Origin of the sequence: Phytobacter diazotrophicus (assembly GCF_052061655.1) — a bacterium.
GTDB lineage: Bacteria > Pseudomonadota > Gammaproteobacteria > Enterobacterales > Enterobacteriaceae > Phytobacter > Phytobacter diazotrophicus.
In genome coordinates this window covers 3,141,690-3,160,357 of record NZ_CM125428.1, presented here as the reverse complement: position 1 = coordinate 3,160,357, position 18,668 = coordinate 3,141,690, and the positions used below count along the sequence as shown (strand labels likewise).

Genomic DNA, 18,668 nt, shown 5'->3' with positions numbered 1-18,668 from the left:
TTTATATTCTTAATGGGTAAATAAGATGGAGCGTAATCGATGCAGCCTTAATAAAAGGCGGCAGATAATTCAGATTAATACCTAACATTTACCGTTCTGTTTATTCAAAGCCGTTAATCAGGAGACGCGCCTATGAAAGCACTCGCCTATCATGGACCTCATAACGTTAAAGTGGATACGCTGCCCGACCCAGGTCTTGAGGCCCCGGATGATATTATTCTGCGTGTAACCGCAACGGCTATTTGCGGCTCAGATTTGCACCTCTATCACGGTAAAATACCGGGCACCCATCATGGTGATATTTTTGGTCATGAATTTATGGGCGAAGTGGTTGAAGCGGGCCCGGAAGTCAAAAATGTCAGTAAAGGGGACCGCGTTGTTATCCCGTTTGTGATTGCCTGCGGCGACTGTTTTTTTTGCCGACTGCAGCAATACTCCGCCTGCGAAAACACCAACAGCGGGAAGGGCGCCGCACTGAACCGTAAGAGCATTACGCCGCCCGCGGCCCTGTTTGGCTACAGTGACCTCTATGGCGGTATTCCTGGCGGGCAGGCGGAGTATGTTCGCGTCCCGAAAGCCAATACCGGGCCGTTTAAAGTCCCCGCACACTTGCCGGATGAAAAAGTGCTTTTCCTCTCCGATATCCTGCCAACGGCCTGGCAGGCTGTGAAAAACGCGGAGATAAAAAAGGGGTCAAGCGTGGCCATCTACGGCGCAGGACCGGTAGGACTACTGACGGCGGCATGTGCGCGACTGAATGGGGCCGAGCAGATTTTTATCATTGATCACAATGATTATCGGCTGGCGTATGCCCACCAACGCTATGGCGCCATTCCCATTAATTTCGATAAGAATGATGATCCCGCCGCCTGGATCATTGAAAACACGGCGGGGCACCGTGGTGTCGATGCGGTGATCGATGCGGTTGGCTTTGAAGCGAAAGGCAGCCTGACCGAGACCGTCATGAGCAACCTCAAGATTGAAGGCAGTAGCGGCAAGGTCCTCCGGCAAGCTATCGCAGCCGTGCGCCGTGGCGGTATTGTCAGCGTGCCCGGCGTCTATGCCGGATTTATCCACGGATTTATGTTTGGCGATGCCTTTGATAAAGGGCTGACCTTCAAAATGGGGCAAACCCACGTCCATGCTTTCCTGCCTGATTTACTTGAACTTATCGACCAGGGGCACCTCTCCCCGGAAGAGATTGTGACCCATCATCTTCCCCTTGAAGAGGCGGCGCGGGGCTATGAAATCTTCGATAAGCGCCAGGAGGAGTGCCGTAAGGTTATTCTGGTGCCGGGCATGAGCGCGGAGAAAGCAACCCTTTGATGGAAAACGGCGGTCGCCTGTGCAACCGCCATTTGCTATTTCAATGACAGGAGGAAAATAATGACAACACCCGCTTTATCTATCGCCAATGAACTGGGGCGCTTGCTCACTGAAAAGAAGTTACGATTGACGACGGCTGAATCCTGCACCGGTGGGTTAATCGCCTCGGCGCTCTGTGCTTCTGACGATACGCCCTCGTTTTATGGCTGTGGATTTATCACCTATACGGATGGCGCGAAGATCACGGTGCTGGGCGTCAAAGAAGAGACAATTTCAGCCCATACCGCGGTAAGTGAACAGACGGTGAAGGAGATGGCATGCGGCGCTATCGCCCATTCCGGCGCGGATGTCAGCCTGGCCGTCAGCGGTTATGCCGGGCCGGATGGCGGTGAAGATGGCACCCCGGCCGGGACGGTCTGGTTTGCCTGGCAACTTCCTGACAATGTCATTGTCGCTAAAGTAAAACATTTTGAAGGTGACAGTGAATCGGTTATAAAACAGGCCGCCAGTTATTCATTAGGCACCTTAATTATGCTATTAGCGGATGATCAGTAAGCGCATTTCTTTCGTCAGGTATGCAGACCTGCCATCGTCATCAATAATTTAATCAGTGTGCTGGCGATAAATAACGCCAGCACACTGCCAAACCACAGTAAAATAAACCACATCACTTTTTTCACTGCGCCGCTTTGTTTACTGTTCATCAATGATAACCCTCCCCATGTTCAATTTTCCCACGGAACACATAATAGCTCCAGAAGGTATAGACAAGGATGACGGGAATAATCAGTAGCGCCCCCACCAACATGAATCCCTGACTTTGCGGCGGTGATGCCGCCTGCCATAGCGAAATATCAGGCGGAATAATATTTGGCCATATACTGATGCCGAGTCCGCTAAAACCGAGGAAAATTAACCCCAGGGTCAATATAAAAGGCAGGGTATGGTGTTGCGGGTTATGTAAGGTACGCCATAACCCCACGCTTAAAATCAGTACCAGCAACGGAACGGGCGCAAAAAACCAGAGATTAGGGAAGCTAAACCAGCGCGCCGCGATCGCCTCGTGGGTGAGCGGTGTCCAGAGACTGACAATCGCCATGGCCAGCAGTAAACCGAGAAGTAATGTCCTGGCGGCCACCCGCATTTTTTGCTGCAACGCGCCCGCGCTTTTCATCACCAGCCAGCTTGCGCCAAGCAAGCCATAGGTAATCACCAGCCCAAGACCGCAAAACAGGTTGAATGCCGTAAGCCAGTCCAGCGCGCCGCCGCTAAAGGTGCGGCCCGTGACGGTAAAACCATTGATCACCGCGCCAACGACTACCCCCTGCGTAAAGGTGGCAAGCAGAGAGCCTGCGAGAAAGGCTTTGTCCCAAAAGGGCTTATGGTGGGGTGTCGCTTTAAAGCGAAACTCAAAGGCCACGCCGCGAAAAATAAGGCCGATGAGCATCAGCGTCAGGGGAATAGCCAGGGCGTCGGTGATCACCGCATAGGCGAGGGGGAACGCCCCAAAAAGCCCGGCGCCCCCCAGCACCAGCCAGGTTTCATTGCCATCCCAGACCGGTGCGACGCTATTGACCATGACGTCCCGTTCCCCTTCGTCCGTGATCAGGGGAAAAAGAATGCCAATGCCAAGATCAAAGCCGTCCATCACGATATACATCAGTGTGGCGAAGACAATAATGACAAACCAGATAAGCGATAAGTCGATACCCATTATTTTCTCTCCCCGGTCTGTAAGCTCTCGCCAGCCGCAGAGAGCGGGCGTGCAGGTCTGCCGTCGGTGGGGTGTTCATCCCACGGCTGCGGGCCTTTTTTAATCAGGCGTGCGATATAGCCATATCCCACACCGAAGACGGAGGTGTAGACGATAATAAATGTCGCCAGACTCAGGCTCATCTGCAATGTACTGTGTAACGAGACGGCGTCAATCGTACGCAGGAGACCATAGACCACCCAGGGCTGGCGGCCTGATTCCGTTGTCACCCATCCGGCAAGCAGGGCGACAAGACCAGCCGGCCCCATCCACAGCGCGAAATGCAGAAAAGGTCTTGAGGTATACAAGCGGTGTCGGTATCGCAGCCACAGCGACAGAATACCCAGTGCTATCATCAGCAGCCCCATCCCGACCATCAGGCGGAAAGACCAGAAAACAATAGTGGAGTTTGGCCTGTCAGCCTTCGGGAAGTCTTTTAGCGCCGGAACCTGGTCATGCAAGGAGTGAGTAAGAATCAGACTGCCCAGCGCGGGAATGGCAACGGCGTAACGTGTGCGCTCTTCCTCCATATCCGGCAGGCCGAAAAGTAATAAAGGAGTGGCTTCGCCTGGCGGGTTTTCCCAGTGTCCTTCAATGGCGGCTATTTTGGCCGGTTGATGCTCAAGGGTGTTAAGCCCATGCATATCGCCCACAAAGGCCTGCACCGGGGCGACGACCAGCGCCATCCACATCGCCATCGATAACATCTTTCTGATGGCGGGGGTGTCATTGCCCCGCAATAAGTGCCAGGCCGCAGAGGCGCCGACAAAGAGGGCGCTACTTAAAAAGGCGGCAATCGTCATATGCAGTAAACGGTAAGGGAAAGAGGGATTGAAGATGACCGCAAACCAGTCGGTGGGCACCACCTGACCATTTACAATCGAAAACCCCTGTGGCGTGTGCATCCAGCTATTGGACGCCAGGATCCAAAAGGTGGACATCAGCGTGCCGAGCGCCACCATACAGGTCGCGAAGAAGTGCAGACCGGGGCCTACCTTATTCCAGCCAAATAGCATTACCCCTAAAAACCCGGCCTCAAGGAAAAAGGCCGTCAACACTTCATAGGTCAGTAAGGGGCCGGTAATACTCCCGGCAAATTGCGAAAAACCGCTCCAGTTGGTTCCGAACTGATAGGCCATGACCAGACCGGATACCACCCCCATCCCAAAGTTAACCGCAAAGATTTTTAACCAGAAATGATACAAGGCACGCCAGTCAGGGTTTTTGGTCTTTAACCATAACCCCTCCAGCACCACGAGATAGCTGGCAAGCCCAATCGTGATAGCCGGAAAGAGAATATGAAAAGAGACCGTAAAAGCGAATTGTATTCTTGCCAGATGAAAGGCATCTAATTCAAACATCACGATCCCCTTATCAAAAAAACACCCCTTGGCTAAGGGGTGAATAACACAGGCATGCGACTGCTGATGTTATTTGGGTTGTGGTTCCCCATTTCCGAGCTCGGCTCCGGTAAGGGGGTCGACCGAAGGGTCAGATTGGGTACGTTTAGCCATGGCTTTCACCAGCGCCTGCTGCTCTTTGCTGAGCGTGACAGAGGCTAAACCATCGCCGCCGTCAACGGCAGGCTGCGGATCGGCAACGTACTCAAAGTTTTCATCACTATTCCAACTGCCACGCGGGTCGTCCCCTTCGGACATGTTGTAATAGACATTGGTGTACTGTTCGATAGGCGGCAATTTACCCGGCGGGAAATTGTTGCGAATCGAATAGAGCGCTTTCTCAAAGGAGAGCATATGCGCGGCTTCACGGGTCATTAAGAAACTCAGCGCGTCTTTCACTCCCGGATCATCAGTGACGTTAATCAGGCGCTCATAGATAATTTTAGCACGTGCTTCGGCAGCGATATTCGAACGCAGATCCGCCGTCACTTCACCAATGGTGTCAATATACGCCGCGGTCCAGGGATAACCCGCAGAGTTCGTTAAAGCCGGGCCGCCGCCGTAGAGCAGGGAGGTCACATGGCTGTCGTTCCCGTTCTGCGTTAACGAACGGTAAAGCTCTGCTTCGTTCTCCGTCCCCTCTGCAAGCTCGCCTTTTGCGCCTTTATTAAGCATTCCCACGAGAGAGCCGATGATTTCCAGGTGGCTCAGTTCTTCGGTAGCGATGTCCATTAGCATCTCTTTGCGACCAACATCATCATCCCCCAGCCCCTGGGTAAAATAACGGCAGGCTGCGGCTAATTCGCCTTGCGGGCCACCGAACTGTTCCAGTAAAAGGTTGGCCAGACCGGGATTCGGCTCACTGACGCGAACGGTATATTGCAGCTGTTTAACGTGTCGAAACATAGTCTCTCCTGATGTGTCGTGTTATTTTTTTGCTTCTACGCCGTCGGCGGCGTCACGCAGTAAAAATTGTTCGGTCACATCCGGCAGATGTTTAAGTGCCCAATCGGCCATGGCCTCTTCCTGGGCGAGGATTTGCTCAAAGGTCGCGACGCTTGCGGTGTCGCCAACCTTTTTGGCCGCGCTGATTAATGAGGTATAACAGGCGATTTCGAACTGCTCGAAAACGTAGCTGCTAATTGCGCCTTTTACGATCTCATCAGAGGCGAACATGCCGCCTGCGGCCTGACCCATGGCGCTCATTTTACTGGTGGCATCTTTCATGATGGAGCGGTTGATGCCGTTGCGATCAAGCACCTCTTCAAGGAGGGTGATCTGCCCCTGAGTCTCCGTCAGGTGTTGTTCAATTCGCGCACGCAGATCCGGATAATTATCGATACGCTTGCTCATGGCGCTGAGCATTGACTCGGCCTGTTTTTCCATCGCGTGGGCATCGCGCAACCAGTCGTGATAATTCTCTTGTGGGGTCATGTTCTTTTCCTTTCATCGTCGTCATTTTTACTTACCAGTAAGTGAAATTAAGCGAATGCATAACGAGGGCGTCTATTTGCCTTCGGCTTTTTTATTAATCGATGAGGTGGCAATTTTAGTGAGAAGATTATCGGTGGTTTTTTCTTCTTCAAGCGTCGCGGAAAGCAGGTCATAGGCTTTTTTAAGCCCTAATTGATTTGCCAGCGTACAGAGCGTGCCGTAAGAAGCAATTTCATAATGTTCAACTTTTTGCGCAGCGGCAATAAGCCCGGCATCACGAACACTGCCTTTTTCTGTGGCTTCGATAACTTCATTTGCTTCGTCAATAAGCCCTTCCATCGCATGGCATTTCATACGCTTGAGCTTGATATTCGGTTCGGCTTCAATGAGCTGGTCGAGACGCTCAATTTGCCCCTGCGTTTCTTCATAATGTTTTTTAAACGCGTCAGCGAGTTCAGCATTCGACGATTCGCGGGCAAGTTTCGATAATGCACGAGTGAGCTGCTTTTCTGCACTGTAAATATCAGACAGGCCATGGATAAAGAAATCAGTCAGTGAATTGATCTGCATAAATATTACCCTCGAGGTCAGCGAAAATAATAGCGAGCCGAAACCGACTCGCTATCTGTATCGCTATTAAACCAAACGTGAAATTTAATAAATCGGTGAAAAATTAGTCACCCGATTTGCGGCCGCCGCCATGGCTTTGTTGACCGCCTTTTTTACCTGCTTCAGAAGCGCGCTGCGGATCATTTTTAAAATTACCGCCGCTATGTTGACCACCTTTACGACCTGCTTCGGATGCTTTTTCACGATTTTCTGCGAAATTACCAGAACCGCCACGATGTTCAGCCATGTTATTTCTCCAGTTTCGTTGTTTAAATAAAACGACATATTTTGCATCTCATGTCGTCGGTGTTCGTATTCAAAACTAGCCGAGTACTGAAATTAGTCAAAGCGAAGCGGTAAACTTATTATCGAATAAAAATTAACCTCGTGGTTTTATTTTAAGCGGTAGTGGTATTTAGCATATATCTTTTCAAATAAGGGGGTTAAGTCAATGTTCAATGCAAAGTCATTAATAACGGACGTTACTATCTATTAAAACCAGGGATCCAGGTGACTTTTCTTGACATTAATTGACATTTCTCGCCTGTTTTTTGTCTGCGATTGATAACGTATTTTAATCATTTTAAGACTTATCTCAGTAGAGGGGGTGCCCAATAAATTACTGATAAATGACAAAGATACCTCTTTAGGGGTGGTTCATATCCTGCTCCGCAAAGTAAGCGAAACAGCAGAATTGGGTACGATCGCTAATAGAGGCACACAACCGCAGATGCAGAGGGATTTCCCCTGCATCTGGTGGTAATGACATGTTCCTTATGCTGATTAAGCAGGAAACTTACTAGCTGGTCGCATTCGGACAGTGCCTGAACCGGTCAGTAAGAGATAAATAAATGCGTGATGAGGCGCTAATCTGGTCCGGTATGCAATAAAACCAGGCCGTTACAGAATAATAAGGAGAAAGGGGGTGAGAAGAACGCTGAAAACCTGTTGCTTTTATTCTTCTTCATTCGATAGCTTACGATTGGCTAAACATTTCACCAGACGTAACTGCCATGGGGCAAGACGAAGCGGTATATCGTCGTTGTCGGAGTAGTGAATAGTGATGATAGCGGGTGAATTAACGGCGGTATTATCTGCGCTTATCAATTCATCTTGTGGTGGCGTATCTTTTGCAGGCATGAAAAGCCCTCTTGTTTTTTACGGTTTGGCTGCGTGTACATTGCAGTATCAGAGTCAATGACTTCATCTTATAAATTCCTTGCTTGCAGAGGGTTAAGTGTTATCAGTAAAGTCGTCAGTAAGCTTCTAAAAAAAGTAAACGAGCCGTTACCGACTCGTTTATTGACGCTCAATGAGTATTAAGCGTGGTGATAAAATAAACACTATTTTTTATCACCGCTGTGGCTGTTCTGGCCACCTTTTTTACCGGCTTCAGAAGCACGTTCAGGGTCATTTTTAAAATTACCCCCACTGTGCTGTCCGCCTTTTTTCCCTGCTTCGGATGCTTTCTCACGGTCTTCTGCGAAATTACCTGAGCCGCCTCTATGTTCCGCCATTCTATATCTCCCGTATGGGTTTTTGATATAATCGATACGACAACAAATACCGTATCAATCGCGTTCAGGAATTAACTCTAGCTGTTCGTGTAAATTCGTCAAAGCGCAACGCAGAAACATTTTGTCGCAAAGAGAGGAGAGTAATTTATTTGATTTCTAAAAATAAAAAGATGCAGCAAAAATAAAACGTTATTGAATCAATAGAGTTGGCGAGAAATTTAATTCAGGAATATTCATTACATTCGTTATTTGTTGTGGGATGTTACTGGTTTTTTCTGCCATTAAATCTGCATATATACAAATCTTTACAAATGTTGTGCGCACAAATTCTACGCTCAGTAAGAACTGTGTATTAAATCGATGGCTTATTGAATATGCCATTTTGCGTTTTTGACGTGTTACGCCTTTTTAATACGCCGTGGCTGAGTGTGACATCGGAACATAAGAAGTTGATTTTGCGTGAGAGGGCGAATGTCAGATGACGTGAGTCGCTTACCAACATGAGGAGACGAATATGCATTCCGAACATCAAGACTGTATCGATGCCTGTTATCAGTGTGCCATCGCCTGCGAGCATTGTGCCGCAAGCTGTCTGAACGAAGACGACCTTGCGATGATGCGAAATTGCATCAAGCTGGATGTGCAGTGTTCCGCGCTGTGTCGCCTGGTGGCTCAATTTATGACGCTGGAAAGCGACCATATTATGCCGCTTTGCCGAATTTGCGTGGATGTTTGCAGAGCCTGTGCGGAAGAGTGTGGCAGGCATCAGCACGCACATTGCCAGCAATGTGCACAGGCCTGTCGGGCCTGTGCGCAAGCGTGCCTGCAAATGGTCGCCTGAGATCCCGATATTAAGTTACTCGGGAACTGTGCCTTCCCCTTGTTGGGAAGGCCATTTCCAGTTTTGCACCTCAGGAAGATCCTCACCATATTCCCGAACATATTGATGGTGCGCGGCAATCTTCTGTTGTAACGCCTCCAGAATATCTTCCACATTTCCCTGCAAAGACGGTATGCGCAAAAGTGCCTCCTGTGCCAGATGGAAACGGTCGAGCCCGTTAAGTACCGTCATATCAAAGGGTGTCGTGGTGGTGCCTTCTTCCATAAAGCCGCGAACATGAAAATTTTGATGATTGTTACGCAGGTAAGTGAGACGGTGAATCAGACTTGGATAGCCGTGAAAGGCGAAGATAACCGGTTTATCACGCGTAAAAATCGCATCAAAAGCCTGTTCACTCAGGCCATGCGGGTGTTGCTCCTGCGTCTGTAGCGCCATTAAGTCCACCACGTTCACCACCTGGATACGCAGTTCTGGCAGATAACTACGCAGAAGGTTGACGGCAGCAAGTGTTTCCATTGTCGGCACATCGCCCGCACAGGCCATGACCACATCCGGCGCTTCGCCTTCCGATACCGTACCGGCCCAGTACCAGATGCCCATCCCGGCGGCACAGTGTTTTGCCGCACCATCCAGCGTCAGCCACTGCGGGGCGGGCTGTTTTCCGGCCACAATGACATTAATGCGATCCCAGGTTTGCAGGCAGTGCCCGGCTACGCACAGTAACGTATTGGCATCCGGCGGCAGATAAATACGGACAATCTCGGCTTTCTTGTTGGCGACATGATCGAGAAAACCCGGATCCTGATGGCTGTAACCGTTATGATCCTGCCGCCAGACATGGGAAGAGAGCAGGTAGTTGAGGGACGATATCGGCGCGCGCCAGGGCAGATGGCGTGACACCTTCAACCATTTGGCATGCTGATTAAACATGGAGTCGACAATATGAATGAACGCTTCATAGCAATTGAACAGACCGTGACGTCCGGTCAGCAGATACCCCTCAAGCCACCCCTGACACTGATGTTCGCTGAGGATTTCCATAACACGGCCATCGGGCGCAAGTTGCTCATCATACGATTTAAGCGGTTCCAGCCATGTACGGCTGGTGACGTCAAAAACGCGGCTTAGCCGGTTCGATGCGGTCTCATCCGGGCCGAACAGGCGAAAATTATCCGGGTTACGCTGAAAAATACCTGCAAGCCACGCTCCCAGTGCGGCGGTGGATTCTGCCTGGCTATCGCCCGGAGAGGTGACCTCTACGGCGTACGGCGCCAGCTCAGGTATGATCAGGTCTTTGCGCAGCCGACCGCCATTCGCCCAGGGCGAGGCTCCCATCCGTTTATCGCCTGTCGGGGCAAGGGCACGCAGTTCTGGATGCAGGCGTCCCTGCTCATCAAAGAGATCGTCGGGATGGTAGCTGCGCATCCAGTGTTCCAGGATGTGTCGGTGTTCTTCATTTTCGCGGCACGATGAAACCGGAACCTGATGCGCGCGCCAGAAATTCTCCACTTTTTTACCGTCAACCGTTTGTGGACCGGTCCATCCTTTGGGGCTGCGAAGGATAATCAGCGGCCAGCGCGGCACGGACGCTGCGGCACCGCCGTTTCGCGCCGCGTGTTGGTAATCACGAATGGTATCCAGCGCGTCGTCCAGCACCTGGGCCATTTGGTGGTGCATGATTTTTGGCTCGTGGCCGCTAACCAACAGCGGTTCGTAGCCATAGCCACGGAATAACTGGCGCAGGTCTTCATCGCTGGCGCGACCGAGAATGGTCGGGTTAGCAATTTTATAGCCATTGAGATGCAGTATGGGTAGAACTGCGCCATCGCGGGCGGCATTGAGGAATTTAATACCGTGCCAGCTTGAGGCGAGTGGCCCGGTTTCTGCTTCACCATCACCAATGACACAGGCGGCAATCAGCGTTGGGTTATCGAACACGGCACCGAAAGCATGGGAAAGTGAATAACCCAGCTCGCCCCCTTCGTTAATGGAACCGGGCGTTTCCGGTGCCGCATGGCTGGGGATCCCGCCGGGGAAGGAAAACTGGCGAAACAGCTTTTTCATGCCTTCGCCATCGGGGGTAACGTCGGGGTAGATTTCGCTGTAGGTGCCTTCAAGCCAGGTATTGGCCACCATACCCGGCCCGCCATGTCCGGGGCCGCACACATACAGCATATCGAGATCGCGCTGACGAATGGCACGGTTCAGGTGGGCATAAATAAAGTTCAGACCCGGCGTGGTTCCCCAGTGTCCCAGCAGACGGGGTTTGATGTGTTCTGGTTTGAGGGGCTCGCGTAAGAGCGGATTGTCCATCAGGTAAATTTGCCCGACGGAGAGATAATTGGCTGCTCGCCAGTAACGGTCAAGCAAGGTGAGATCATGGTCGGTAAGTGAGTTTATCTGGGTCATGCAATTCTCCATGCAAGGGGTTATGCGTGCCACGCAGATTCAGACGCAGTACAGGCCAAGTATAGACAGGGTGATTTTGGCGACGGCATCACGCCGCAAGGATGGAAACATCCGCACCGGCGTGCGGATTTGAACGAGGAGGGTGAGCGGTGGGGGAGCTTCGGATTGACAGCGGTCAGACGATACTCTGAAAGCCCACCTGCTGTATGGCCTGATCCCCGGTATTAAGCTGCTGTTGCACCGCATCGATATCCTTTTTCACGTCGCGGTCATCCTTGTCTTCATCGCGCATTTTGCTTTTGATCATCGACAACAATGAGCGCAGTTCACGCACGACATCTTTTAATAGCTGCGCATCTTTATGCCGTGAGTCGCTCTCCTGCAACTGTTCACGGATACCACTATAAAGCGATTGCGTCGGGCCAGTGCTATCACTGGTTTCGCTGTCATCACTCGCTGACTTGTGGTTTTCCTGGCCGTCGTCGGCGGCGTGTGCAGCGGCCACAGCGTCAGTTTTGCTCCCGGCATTGCCGTCTGTCAGGGACTGAATAGCACTGTACGCCGCCGTACCGCTGTTCGTTGTGTCGGCGCTATTGCTTGTACTGGTGCTGTCACTTTGCCCGAGTTGCGATGCCGCCTGACCCATCTGGGCCGAGAGTTGTTTAAGCTGTTTAAGGACGTAAGCAGAGGCATTGCCAAAACGCATCAGCATGGCTTTAAGACGTTCAATTTCTCGCTTTATCGCTTCCAGTTTTGCGCGCGCGTCGGCTTTGCGTGAGGCGGCGCTGAACTCATTCAACCGGTTAACGGCTTCAAGGTCGTTTTGCAGATTAGTGTAGTAATCTTTCGCCTGTTGGCTTAACGAGACCGTGCTATCCGCGGTGGCCGTTGTCTGCTGTGGCTGCGCGGACACTGGATTTTGTTCGCGGTTTCGGGACGTCGTGTCCGATGTCGCGGTGGATAACGAAAAGCGGGCATTACCTGTGAGGGTTGGTCGTAGCATGCGTATCACTCCGGAGGTCCATTCTTTCTGTTAACGGCACGCTTAACGGAATGCTTTAACACTATTCACACCCTCTCAGGGCGTTGCGCCAGGAGAGGATGCGAAAAGGCGGGGGAGTCAGGGTTGTGGCGGAAACTGACCTAACTGCATGAACAGACCGAGCCAGTCTTCCATATGCCAGGTGGTCGTAATCCGCTCACCGTTAAGTTGATGCATCTCATGCAGGCGAATGCTCACTTTTTTACCCGTCGCGGCAATCCCCATAAAGGTGCCTTTATGCGTACCGGTTATCTCGGCGCGCACGGCAATCTGCCCCGGAACCTGGATTAAGTCATGAATAACGATACGAACATCCGGGAACGCCGCGGTAAACATCGCTATGATTGGCTTGAGTCCTTCCGGTCCTGGTTGCTGGCCGGGCGCTAACGGGATATCGGACCAGTCTGCGGTAACGGCCTCATTAACTAAATCCGGCTGTTGCAGGCTAAAGGCCTGGTAGAGCGTTTCGACGGCTTTACGTTCTGTCAAAAGGCGATGGGCGATTTCTTCATGGTCTGACATGGTTTTACCTCTGGCTGGGACGCTTTTTGGGGAAATGCTTTAATACGCCGCCAGTATCCCACCGGTAGATGGTATAAATGAAATAGATAACAGATATAGAGGAATATTCGTTCTATGGATTTTAGAGGGCTTGATCTGAATCTTCTGGTGGCCTTTGATGCGCTGATGGAAGAGCAGAATGTCACCCGCGCGGCTATTCGGGCCTCGGTGAGTCAGCCTGCGATGAGCGCGGCGCTGTCGCGCCTGCGAAGCCATTTTGCCGACCCGCTCTTTATTCGCAGCGCCTCTGGTCTGGTGCCGACGGCCAGGGCGAAGGAGATTGCAGTCCATGTGACGAAAGCGCTGCAGGAGCTGACAAACCTGCTGACGCCGGATGACGCCTTCGCGCCGCAGGAGAAAAAAATCGCCTTTACGCTGGGGATGTCCGAGTACCCAACGCTGGTGTTGCTGCCGGGTATTATGCGCGCCATCAGCCAGCAGGCGCCTGGGGTGACGATCCATGTGCATACGTTTGTTGATCGTGATGAAGCGGTGTCGATGCTGGATGCCGGCAAAGTTGATCTGGTCATCGGCATCGCGCCGACCCAATCAGAAAGCCGCATCCTCTCACAGCCGCTTTTCAGCGATGAGTTTGTCACCCTGGTGCGGCGTGACAGCGATGCGGCACGCGATGGCATGACGCTCGAAACCTATCTCAGCATGGGGCACATCCTTGTCTCCCCGGAGGGGAGCCACTATGGCCTTGTGGACGAGTGGCTCAGGGCCAAAGGGTTACGCCGGGAGATCCGCCTGACCTTACCGGTCATGGTTGCTGTTTCCTCCATTGTTCAGCAGACCCATTATGTCGCGACGGTACTCAGGCGTAGCGTGCTCGCCAGCGAGCAGAGCAGGGATGTGGTGATGCTGACGCCGCCTGTCGCACTGCCCGCCATTGAGTTCAATTTGCTCTGGCACCGCCGTTCCGACGGGGGGAGTGCGCAAAAGTGGCTGCGTAAGCTGATATGCGCCTGTGCCAGCGAACTGATGTAACAAAAGGGGGACTAACCCCAGTCCAGCCCGCGCGGTGAGCTCGAAAAACCGACCTCCCGCAGCAGGGTAAAGAGCGGCATCTGGCGTACAGGCGTGTCGTTAATCTCCTCCAGCGTGAAGTGCAGACGCGGCTCCCGGTGCAGCGCAACCGCCAGCGCGCGGAAGACCTGCCCGGCGATGGCCTCGTCATCGTCCATCCAGACAATCATTTTTTTGCCGCCCTGAGCAAGGTAGAGGCGCAATATGCCCCCGGCAATCACAATCAGCGCGCCATTGCGGCGAGTCGGCACCAGCGAGGAAGGATGAGCCGGCCACGGCAGTTGCGTACCGAAGGGGGTCGCCGGATCACTGGCAGACAGCGCGACAGGCGTGAAGACGGCTTTTTCAGGTTGTGTCGTCGACAGTTCGCGCAGACGGTCAATGGTCAGCCGTTCGGCAAATTGCGTGCCGCCCATCCCTTCTACAAAACGCCCGCGCAGAATACGCCCGGCATCTTCCATATTGCGATAGACGGTCTGCATCGCCGGAAAACCGCCAGGCAGGTTCTCCATCATCACCGCCCGTCGGCTGACTATGCCGTAGCGGTCGAGCATATTGTCTGCCAGCGCAAGTAACCATTCGGTGTCACTGAGTTTATCGGCGAACAACAACGACCAGCGCCCGGCAAGTGTCGGCGTACTGAACGACATGTGCACCACCCTGGCCGGGTGGGGCGCCAGCGCCGGACGCCCGCGTCGGCTTCGAACGCGACGCTGAGATGACGGGCGGGACGTGCTCCCCATGCGGGATAACGCGCGCAGAGGCGACCAGATATCGGTGGTGATATACCCCAGCCAGACCAGCCCCCACAGCGCTTCATGCAGGGCATCCGGCGTCAGCGTCTCATCGTCTGGGGCGCGGTGCGAATCAATAAGCGCGCTAAGCTGATGGGCGAACCAGGCTCCGCCGTTGGCAAGTGCCGCCAGAATGTCCCGCTGTAGCGGAGAGAAAGCCGCGCTGTCTGCGTGCGGCACGCTCAGGGTTTCCGCTGCATACTCCTGGATATGCAGGGCGACCAGCCCGTCATCGTCACCGAGTTTCTTCTGCCCGGACCAGATCACTTCGCCCGTTGAAAGCAGCTCATCAAGCATCTCCGGGGCGTAGTCCCGCACGCGTGCGGGTAAAATCTGGCTTTCCCACAGCGTAGCCGGTAAGCCCAGTCCGGCCAGTTGCTCGATAACGCGCAGGACGCCGTCAACGCCTTCAAACACGCCGCCGGATAAGTTGCTATGAAACGCCGGGCTGCCATCAGACCCGGCAAGCAACCCCTGGCGCTCCAGCAGCAGGCGGGTAAAAGCCGTCGCCGGGACCGGGCGTGTCGCTTCGCGGGCCGCCTGCAGCGAGCGGATACGCAGGCGACGGAAAATCTCTTCACCCACCCAGTCTGAGGGGGAGCGCGCGTCTGGCTGTGCGGGTTTCCCGGCGCGCAGGCGCATCACTTTGCCCTGGCCGCGCAATTTTTCCAGCGCCTCTTGCGCCACGGCGACGCCAAGGCCGAAGGCGTGGGCGATCTGCTGGACGGTAAACAACGTGTGGGTCTGAACATAGCGCAAAAATAAGTCAGCGAGCGGGGTCGCCACCGGATTAAGCCAGATGTCGGGCAGATCCGCAGGCAACCGTACCCCCAGCGCATCCCGAAGCCGTGCGGCATCGTCCATACAGGCGATGCGCTGGCTTTCGCCAATCGTGACCACAAAGGCGCGCCGTTCCGCCAGCAGTTCCTCCAGCCAGAGGTTAACCGCATCCTGGCTCTCCCGGTGGCGCGCGGCGAGATCGTCTGGACTCATCGGGCCCAGTTCGCGCAGCAGGTCAAAAAGGCCTTCTTTGCCACGGGCTTTGCGATCGGGGGCCAGACGCTGCAACTCATCGTCGATCTGTCGAATGACCAACGGATCGAGCAGTTCACCTGGATCGGCCTGGCCCAGCAAGTTTCCCAGCAGTTCGCTATCCAGAGACAATACCGAGGCCCGGCGCTCGGCGAGCGGGGCATCGGACTCATACATAAATTCTGCCACATAGCCAAAGAGCAGGCTGGCGGCGAAAGGTGACGGAGTGGTCGTCGTCACCCCGGAAATCTGCACTTCCCCGGTGTTCAGGCGGCGCATCAGTCTGTCCAGCGCGGGCAGGTCGTACACGTCCTGCAGACACTCGCGTACGGTTTCCAGCAAAATGGGGAAATCCGCATAGCCGCGTGCGATCTCCAGCAACTGACCCGCACGCAGGCGCTGTTGCCAGAGGGGGGAGCGACGGCCAGGTGTACGCCCTGGCATAAGCAATGCGCGTGCGGCGCACTCGCGAAAACGGGCGGCAAATAACGCAGAGTTGCCTACCGCATCCCGGACAAGTCGGCCTAATTTTTCGGGTTCGAAAAGAAAAACGTCGGCGTCCGGCGTTTTTCCCTCGGTATCCGGTAGCCTGGCGACGATACCGTCATCACTGGCGACAATTGAGGCGTCTGCCCCCCATAACGCGTGAAGACGTCCGGCAATCGCCAGCGCCCAGGGCTCATGTACCCGACGGCCATACGGCGAATGCAGGATGACGCGCCAGTCGCCCATTTCATCGCGACAGCGCTCCAGCACCAGATGTCGGCTGCCCGGAATGATCCGCGTGGCACTACGTTGCTCCTCAATGAGCCCTTTGATGTTGGCAAGCGCGTTTTCATCGTGGCTTAACCCCGGCAAGGCGAGTGCATTGGGTGAGGCGAGAAATGCCTCGTCGGCAAGGGCATGCAGAAAATCGCCGATCAGTTCGCCGAGTTCGGCGGGACGCCCGTTCCCTTCGCCGCGCCAGAACGGCAGCCTGGCGGAGCGACCGGGGGCCGGGGTCACAATCACCTGATCGTGAGTAATTTGCTGGATGCGCCAGGAGGTGGCCCCCAGGGTGATGATGTCATTGACGCGTGACTCGTAGACCATCTCTTCATCAAGCTCGCCCACCCGCCGGGCACCTGGCTGTTCTTCCCCTTCCGGGAGCAGGACGCTGAACATTCCCCGGTCAGGGATGGTGCCGCCGCTGGTCACCGCCAGCAGATGCGCGCCGGGGCGGGCGGTGAGCTGGCCGCTCTCCCGCTGCCAGATAATCCGTGGCCGGAAAGCAGAGAAATCACCGGAAGGATAGCGTCCCGCCAGCATATCGAGCGTGGCGTCAAAGACATCCCGCGGCAGCTCTTTCCACGGCGCTGCGCGACAAACGGTGGCATACCAGTCATCCACATTCAGCGCATCCATGGCGACGGCGGCGACAGTTTGCTGGGCCAGCACATCAAGGGGATTTCGCGGCGGGGTCAGGGTCTCAAGTTTACCCGCCAGCATACAGTCGACCACGACCGTGGAATCAATCAGCTCACGCCGGGTGCGCGGATAGAAAAGGGCTTTCGATGTACCGCCCACCTGATGTCCGGCGCGGCCGATACGCTGCAAGCCGCTGGCAACAGAAAGGGGGGAGGCAATCTGAATCACCAGATCCACTGCCCCCATATCAATCCCCAGTTCAAGGCTTGATGTGGCGACCACGCAGCGCAATTCCCCGGATTTCAGCGCCTGTTCCGTGATGGCCCTTTGTTCTTTTGATACGGAGCCATGATGCGAACGGGCGATAAACACCTGCCCGGTTTGTGCACGGTTGGATGTCGCCCCGGAGGACGAAACAAAGTGCGCAGAGTCGCTTTGTTCTTCGGGCGCTTCTGCCATGCGTGAGGCATAGAGCTCATTGAGCCGGGCAGTCAGTTTTTCCGCAAGACCACGGGAGTTGGTAAACACAATGGTTGAGTTGTGGCTGAGTACCTGGTCGAGGATACCGGATTCGATATGCGGCCAGATGGAGCCTTCTCTGCCCGCGTGGCTGATTTCCCCGGTTCCGGCGCTGGTGGAGAGGACGTCATCCAGATTGGCAACGGGCACCACAATACGAATGTCCGGATGGCGAAGGGCTGGTGGGTTGACCACGGTAACAGGACGATCGCCCCCCAGAAACTGCGCAACATCGCCCGGTGAACGCACCGTCGCGGACAGGCCAATACGCTGGGCTGGTCTGGCAAGCAGGGCATCTAACCGCTCCAGGCTGAGGGCCAGATGCGCGCCGCGTTTGTTGCCCGCCACCGCATGGACTTCATCGACGATAACCGTTTCGACACCGCGCAATGTTTCACGTGCCCTGGAGGTGAGCATCAGGTAGAGCGACTCCGGCGTGGTGATGAGGATATCAGGAGGATGGCGTACAAGTGTTGCCCGCTCCTGAGAAGAGGTGTCGCCTGTGCGCATCGCCACGCGGATTGCCACTTCCGGCGCGCCGTGTTTTTTCCGCTGTTCGCTGATGCCCTGTAACGGGATCTGTAAGTTGCGCTGTATGTCGCTGCCCAGGGCTTTTATCGGCGAGATATAGAGAATGCGCGTGGTTTTTTTTCTCTCGACGGCCTCCTCAGCGGGGGCGTCACCTTCACGATAAAGCTGGTCCAGGGCGTAGAGAAAGGCCGCCAGCGTTTTACCTGAACCGGTAGGCGCGATGGCGAGCACATGTTCCCCGGCATTGGTTGCCGCCCATGTTTGCGCCTGTACCGGCGTGGGGTGCTGAAAAGCGCTGACAAACCAGTCGCGGGTGGCGGGCGAAAAGATCTCAGCCAGTACGGAGGGTAAAATGGTTTTCTTTGACATCTTTCCTGCTCCCTGTGATGTCTGCCGCGGCCGGAATAGTGATAAGGATAGAAGGATAAGTGTAACGCAGACGCCGGGGGTTGAGCCGATGGGTT

Annotated in this window: 17 protein-coding genes; 4 read left to right on the top strand and 13 right to left on the bottom strand. The window is 54.3% G+C overall.

The features are described 5' to 3' along the window. Positions 1 to 132: 132 nt before the first annotated feature. Complete coding sequence (locus ACS0RQ_RS15405; RefSeq protein WP_271849484.1) at positions 133 to 1,326, top strand: zinc-dependent alcohol dehydrogenase; 1,194 nt, start codon at positions 133 to 135, stop codon at positions 1,324 to 1,326. Between the two features lie 60 nt (positions 1,327 to 1,386). Next, positions 1,387 to 1,881 (top strand): 2-oxo-tetronate isomerase, encoded by a 495-nt coding sequence (locus ACS0RQ_RS15400; protein WP_271849485.1) that lies wholly within the window; start codon positions 1,387 to 1,389, stop codon positions 1,879 to 1,881. A gap of 14 nt (positions 1,882 to 1,895) precedes the next feature. On the opposite strand, the gene ACS0RQ_RS15395 is transcribed toward ACS0RQ_RS15400, so the two are convergent. The 9 genes from ACS0RQ_RS15395 to ACS0RQ_RS15355 form a co-directional block, all read right to left on the bottom strand. After that, entirely contained in the window at positions 1,896 to 2,030 is a 135-nt protein-coding gene (locus tag ACS0RQ_RS15395; RefSeq protein WP_083381231.1) for a DUF2474 domain-containing protein, read from the bottom strand. Continuing rightward, positions 2,030 to 3,040, bottom strand: a complete 1,011-nt coding sequence (gene cydB / locus ACS0RQ_RS15390) for a cytochrome d ubiquinol oxidase subunit II (RefSeq protein WP_271849486.1) — start codon at positions 3,038 to 3,040, stop codon at positions 2,030 to 2,032. The genes ACS0RQ_RS15395 and cydB overlap by 1 nt, the downstream gene beginning before the upstream one ends. Beyond that, the gene (locus ACS0RQ_RS15385) at positions 3,040 to 4,440 is read right to left on the bottom strand and encodes a cytochrome ubiquinol oxidase subunit I (RefSeq protein WP_271849487.1); all 1,401 of its coding nucleotides are present in this window, start codon (positions 4,438 to 4,440) and stop codon (positions 3,040 to 3,042) included. The genes cydB and ACS0RQ_RS15385 overlap by 1 nt, the downstream gene beginning before the upstream one ends. A 69-nt stretch (positions 4,441 to 4,509) precedes the next feature. Then, positions 4,510 to 5,385 (bottom strand): manganese catalase family protein, encoded by an 876-nt coding sequence (locus ACS0RQ_RS15380; protein ID WP_039079290.1) that lies wholly within the window; start codon positions 5,383 to 5,385, stop codon positions 4,510 to 4,512. 21 nt (positions 5,386 to 5,406) lie between these two features. Next, entirely contained in the window at positions 5,407 to 5,913 is a 507-nt protein-coding gene (locus ACS0RQ_RS15375; RefSeq protein ID WP_090084865.1) for a ferritin-like domain-containing protein, read from the bottom strand. Between the two features lie 72 nt (positions 5,914 to 5,985). Beyond that, a complete protein-coding gene (locus tag ACS0RQ_RS15370) occupies positions 5,986 to 6,483 on the bottom strand; it encodes a YciE/YciF ferroxidase family protein (protein WP_271849488.1) in 498 nt (165 codons plus the stop codon). A gap of 103 nt (positions 6,484 to 6,586) precedes the next feature. Then, positions 6,587 to 6,769: a con-10 family general stress protein gene (locus tag ACS0RQ_RS15365; protein ID WP_271849489.1), complete on the bottom strand. Its 183-nt coding sequence runs from the start codon at positions 6,767 to 6,769 to the stop codon at positions 6,587 to 6,589. A gap of 707 nt (positions 6,770 to 7,476) precedes the next feature. After that, a complete protein-coding gene (locus ACS0RQ_RS15360) occupies positions 7,477 to 7,662 on the bottom strand; it encodes a hypothetical protein (RefSeq protein ID WP_271849490.1) in 186 nt (61 codons plus the stop codon). 203 nt (positions 7,663 to 7,865) lie between these two features. Beyond that, positions 7,866 to 8,039 (bottom strand): con-10 family general stress protein, encoded by a 174-nt coding sequence (locus tag ACS0RQ_RS15355; protein ID WP_064572407.1) that lies wholly within the window; start codon positions 8,037 to 8,039, stop codon positions 7,866 to 7,868. A gap of 514 nt (positions 8,040 to 8,553) precedes the next feature. On the opposite strand from ACS0RQ_RS15355, the gene ACS0RQ_RS15350 reads away from it, so the two are divergent. Further along, positions 8,554 to 8,880, top strand: a complete 327-nt coding sequence (locus tag ACS0RQ_RS15350) for a four-helix bundle copper-binding protein (RefSeq protein ID WP_079496594.1) — start codon at positions 8,554 to 8,556, stop codon at positions 8,878 to 8,880. A 15-nt stretch (positions 8,881 to 8,895) separates the two neighbouring features. Here the strand turns inward: ACS0RQ_RS15350 and ACS0RQ_RS15345 are convergent, their stop codons facing one another. The 3 genes from ACS0RQ_RS15345 to ACS0RQ_RS15335 form a co-directional block, all read right to left on the bottom strand. Further along, a complete protein-coding gene (locus tag ACS0RQ_RS15345) occupies positions 8,896 to 11,289 on the bottom strand; it encodes a phosphoketolase family protein (RefSeq protein ID WP_271849491.1) in 2,394 nt (797 codons plus the stop codon). Between the two features lie 175 nt (positions 11,290 to 11,464). Then, a complete protein-coding gene (locus tag ACS0RQ_RS15340; protein ID WP_271849492.1) occupies positions 11,465 to 12,292 on the bottom strand; it encodes a hypothetical protein in 828 nt (275 codons plus the stop codon). Positions 12,293 to 12,409: 117 nt separating this feature from the next. Then, complete coding sequence (locus ACS0RQ_RS15335; RefSeq protein WP_271849493.1) at positions 12,410 to 12,853, bottom strand: ester cyclase; 444 nt, start codon at positions 12,851 to 12,853, stop codon at positions 12,410 to 12,412. A gap of 114 nt (positions 12,854 to 12,967) precedes the next feature. On the opposite strand from ACS0RQ_RS15335, the gene ACS0RQ_RS15330 reads away from it, so the two are divergent. Then, positions 12,968 to 13,882, top strand: a complete 915-nt coding sequence (locus ACS0RQ_RS15330) for a LysR family transcriptional regulator (protein ID WP_271849494.1) — start codon at positions 12,968 to 12,970, stop codon at positions 13,880 to 13,882. Positions 13,883 to 13,893: 11 nt separating this feature from the next. Here ACS0RQ_RS15330 and ACS0RQ_RS15325 read toward each other — a convergent pair whose 3' ends face one another. After that, positions 13,894 to 18,573: an ATP-dependent helicase gene (locus ACS0RQ_RS15325; protein ID WP_271849495.1), complete on the bottom strand. Its 4,680-nt coding sequence runs from the start codon at positions 18,571 to 18,573 to the stop codon at positions 13,894 to 13,896. Positions 18,574 to 18,668: the final 95 nt, after the last annotated feature.

What these genes read in the sequence shown, in the direction of transcription:
- ACS0RQ_RS15405 (WP_271849484.1), top strand. Translation starts at nt 133, where the DNA reads ATGAAAGCACTCGCCTATCATGGACCTCATAACGTTAAAGTGGATACG.
- ACS0RQ_RS15400 (WP_271849485.1), top strand. Translation starts at nt 1,387, where the DNA reads ATGACAACACCCGCTTTATCTATCGCCAATGAACTGGGGCGCTTGCTC.
- ACS0RQ_RS15395 (WP_083381231.1), bottom strand. Translation starts at nt 2,030, where the DNA reads ATGAACAGTAAACAAAGCGGCGCAGTGAAAAAAGTGATGTGGTTTATT.
- cydB (WP_271849486.1), bottom strand. Translation starts at nt 3,040, where the DNA reads ATGGGTATCGACTTATCGCTTATCTGGTTTGTCATTATTGTCTTCGCC.
- ACS0RQ_RS15385 (WP_271849487.1), bottom strand. Translation starts at nt 4,440, where the DNA reads ATGTTTGAATTAGATGCCTTTCATCTGGCAAGAATACAATTCGCTTTT.
- ACS0RQ_RS15380 (WP_039079290.1), bottom strand. Translation starts at nt 5,385, where the DNA reads ATGTTTCGACACGTTAAACAGCTGCAATATACCGTTCGCGTCAGTGAG.
- ACS0RQ_RS15375 (WP_090084865.1), bottom strand. Translation starts at nt 5,913, where the DNA reads ATGACCCCACAAGAGAATTATCACGACTGGTTGCGCGATGCCCACGCG.
- ACS0RQ_RS15370 (WP_271849488.1), bottom strand. Translation starts at nt 6,483, where the DNA reads ATGCAGATCAATTCACTGACTGATTTCTTTATCCATGGCCTGTCTGAT.
- ACS0RQ_RS15365 (WP_271849489.1), bottom strand. Translation starts at nt 6,769, where the DNA reads ATGGCTGAACATCGTGGCGGTTCTGGTAATTTCGCAGAAAATCGTGAA.
- ACS0RQ_RS15360 (WP_271849490.1), bottom strand. Translation starts at nt 7,662, where the DNA reads ATGCCTGCAAAAGATACGCCACCACAAGATGAATTGATAAGCGCAGAT.
- ACS0RQ_RS15355 (WP_064572407.1), bottom strand. Translation starts at nt 8,039, where the DNA reads ATGGCGGAACATAGAGGCGGCTCAGGTAATTTCGCAGAAGACCGTGAG.
- ACS0RQ_RS15350 (WP_079496594.1), top strand. Translation starts at nt 8,554, where the DNA reads ATGCATTCCGAACATCAAGACTGTATCGATGCCTGTTATCAGTGTGCC.
- ACS0RQ_RS15345 (WP_271849491.1), bottom strand. Translation starts at nt 11,289, where the DNA reads ATGACCCAGATAAACTCACTTACCGACCATGATCTCACCTTGCTTGAC.
- ACS0RQ_RS15340 (WP_271849492.1), bottom strand. Translation starts at nt 12,292, where the DNA reads ATGCTACGACCAACCCTCACAGGTAATGCCCGCTTTTCGTTATCCACC.
- ACS0RQ_RS15335 (WP_271849493.1), bottom strand. Translation starts at nt 12,853, where the DNA reads ATGTCAGACCATGAAGAAATCGCCCATCGCCTTTTGACAGAACGTAAA.
- ACS0RQ_RS15330 (WP_271849494.1), top strand. Translation starts at nt 12,968, where the DNA reads ATGGATTTTAGAGGGCTTGATCTGAATCTTCTGGTGGCCTTTGATGCG.
- ACS0RQ_RS15325 (WP_271849495.1), bottom strand. Translation starts at nt 18,573, where the DNA reads ATGTCAAAGAAAACCATTTTACCCTCCGTACTGGCTGAGATCTTTTCG.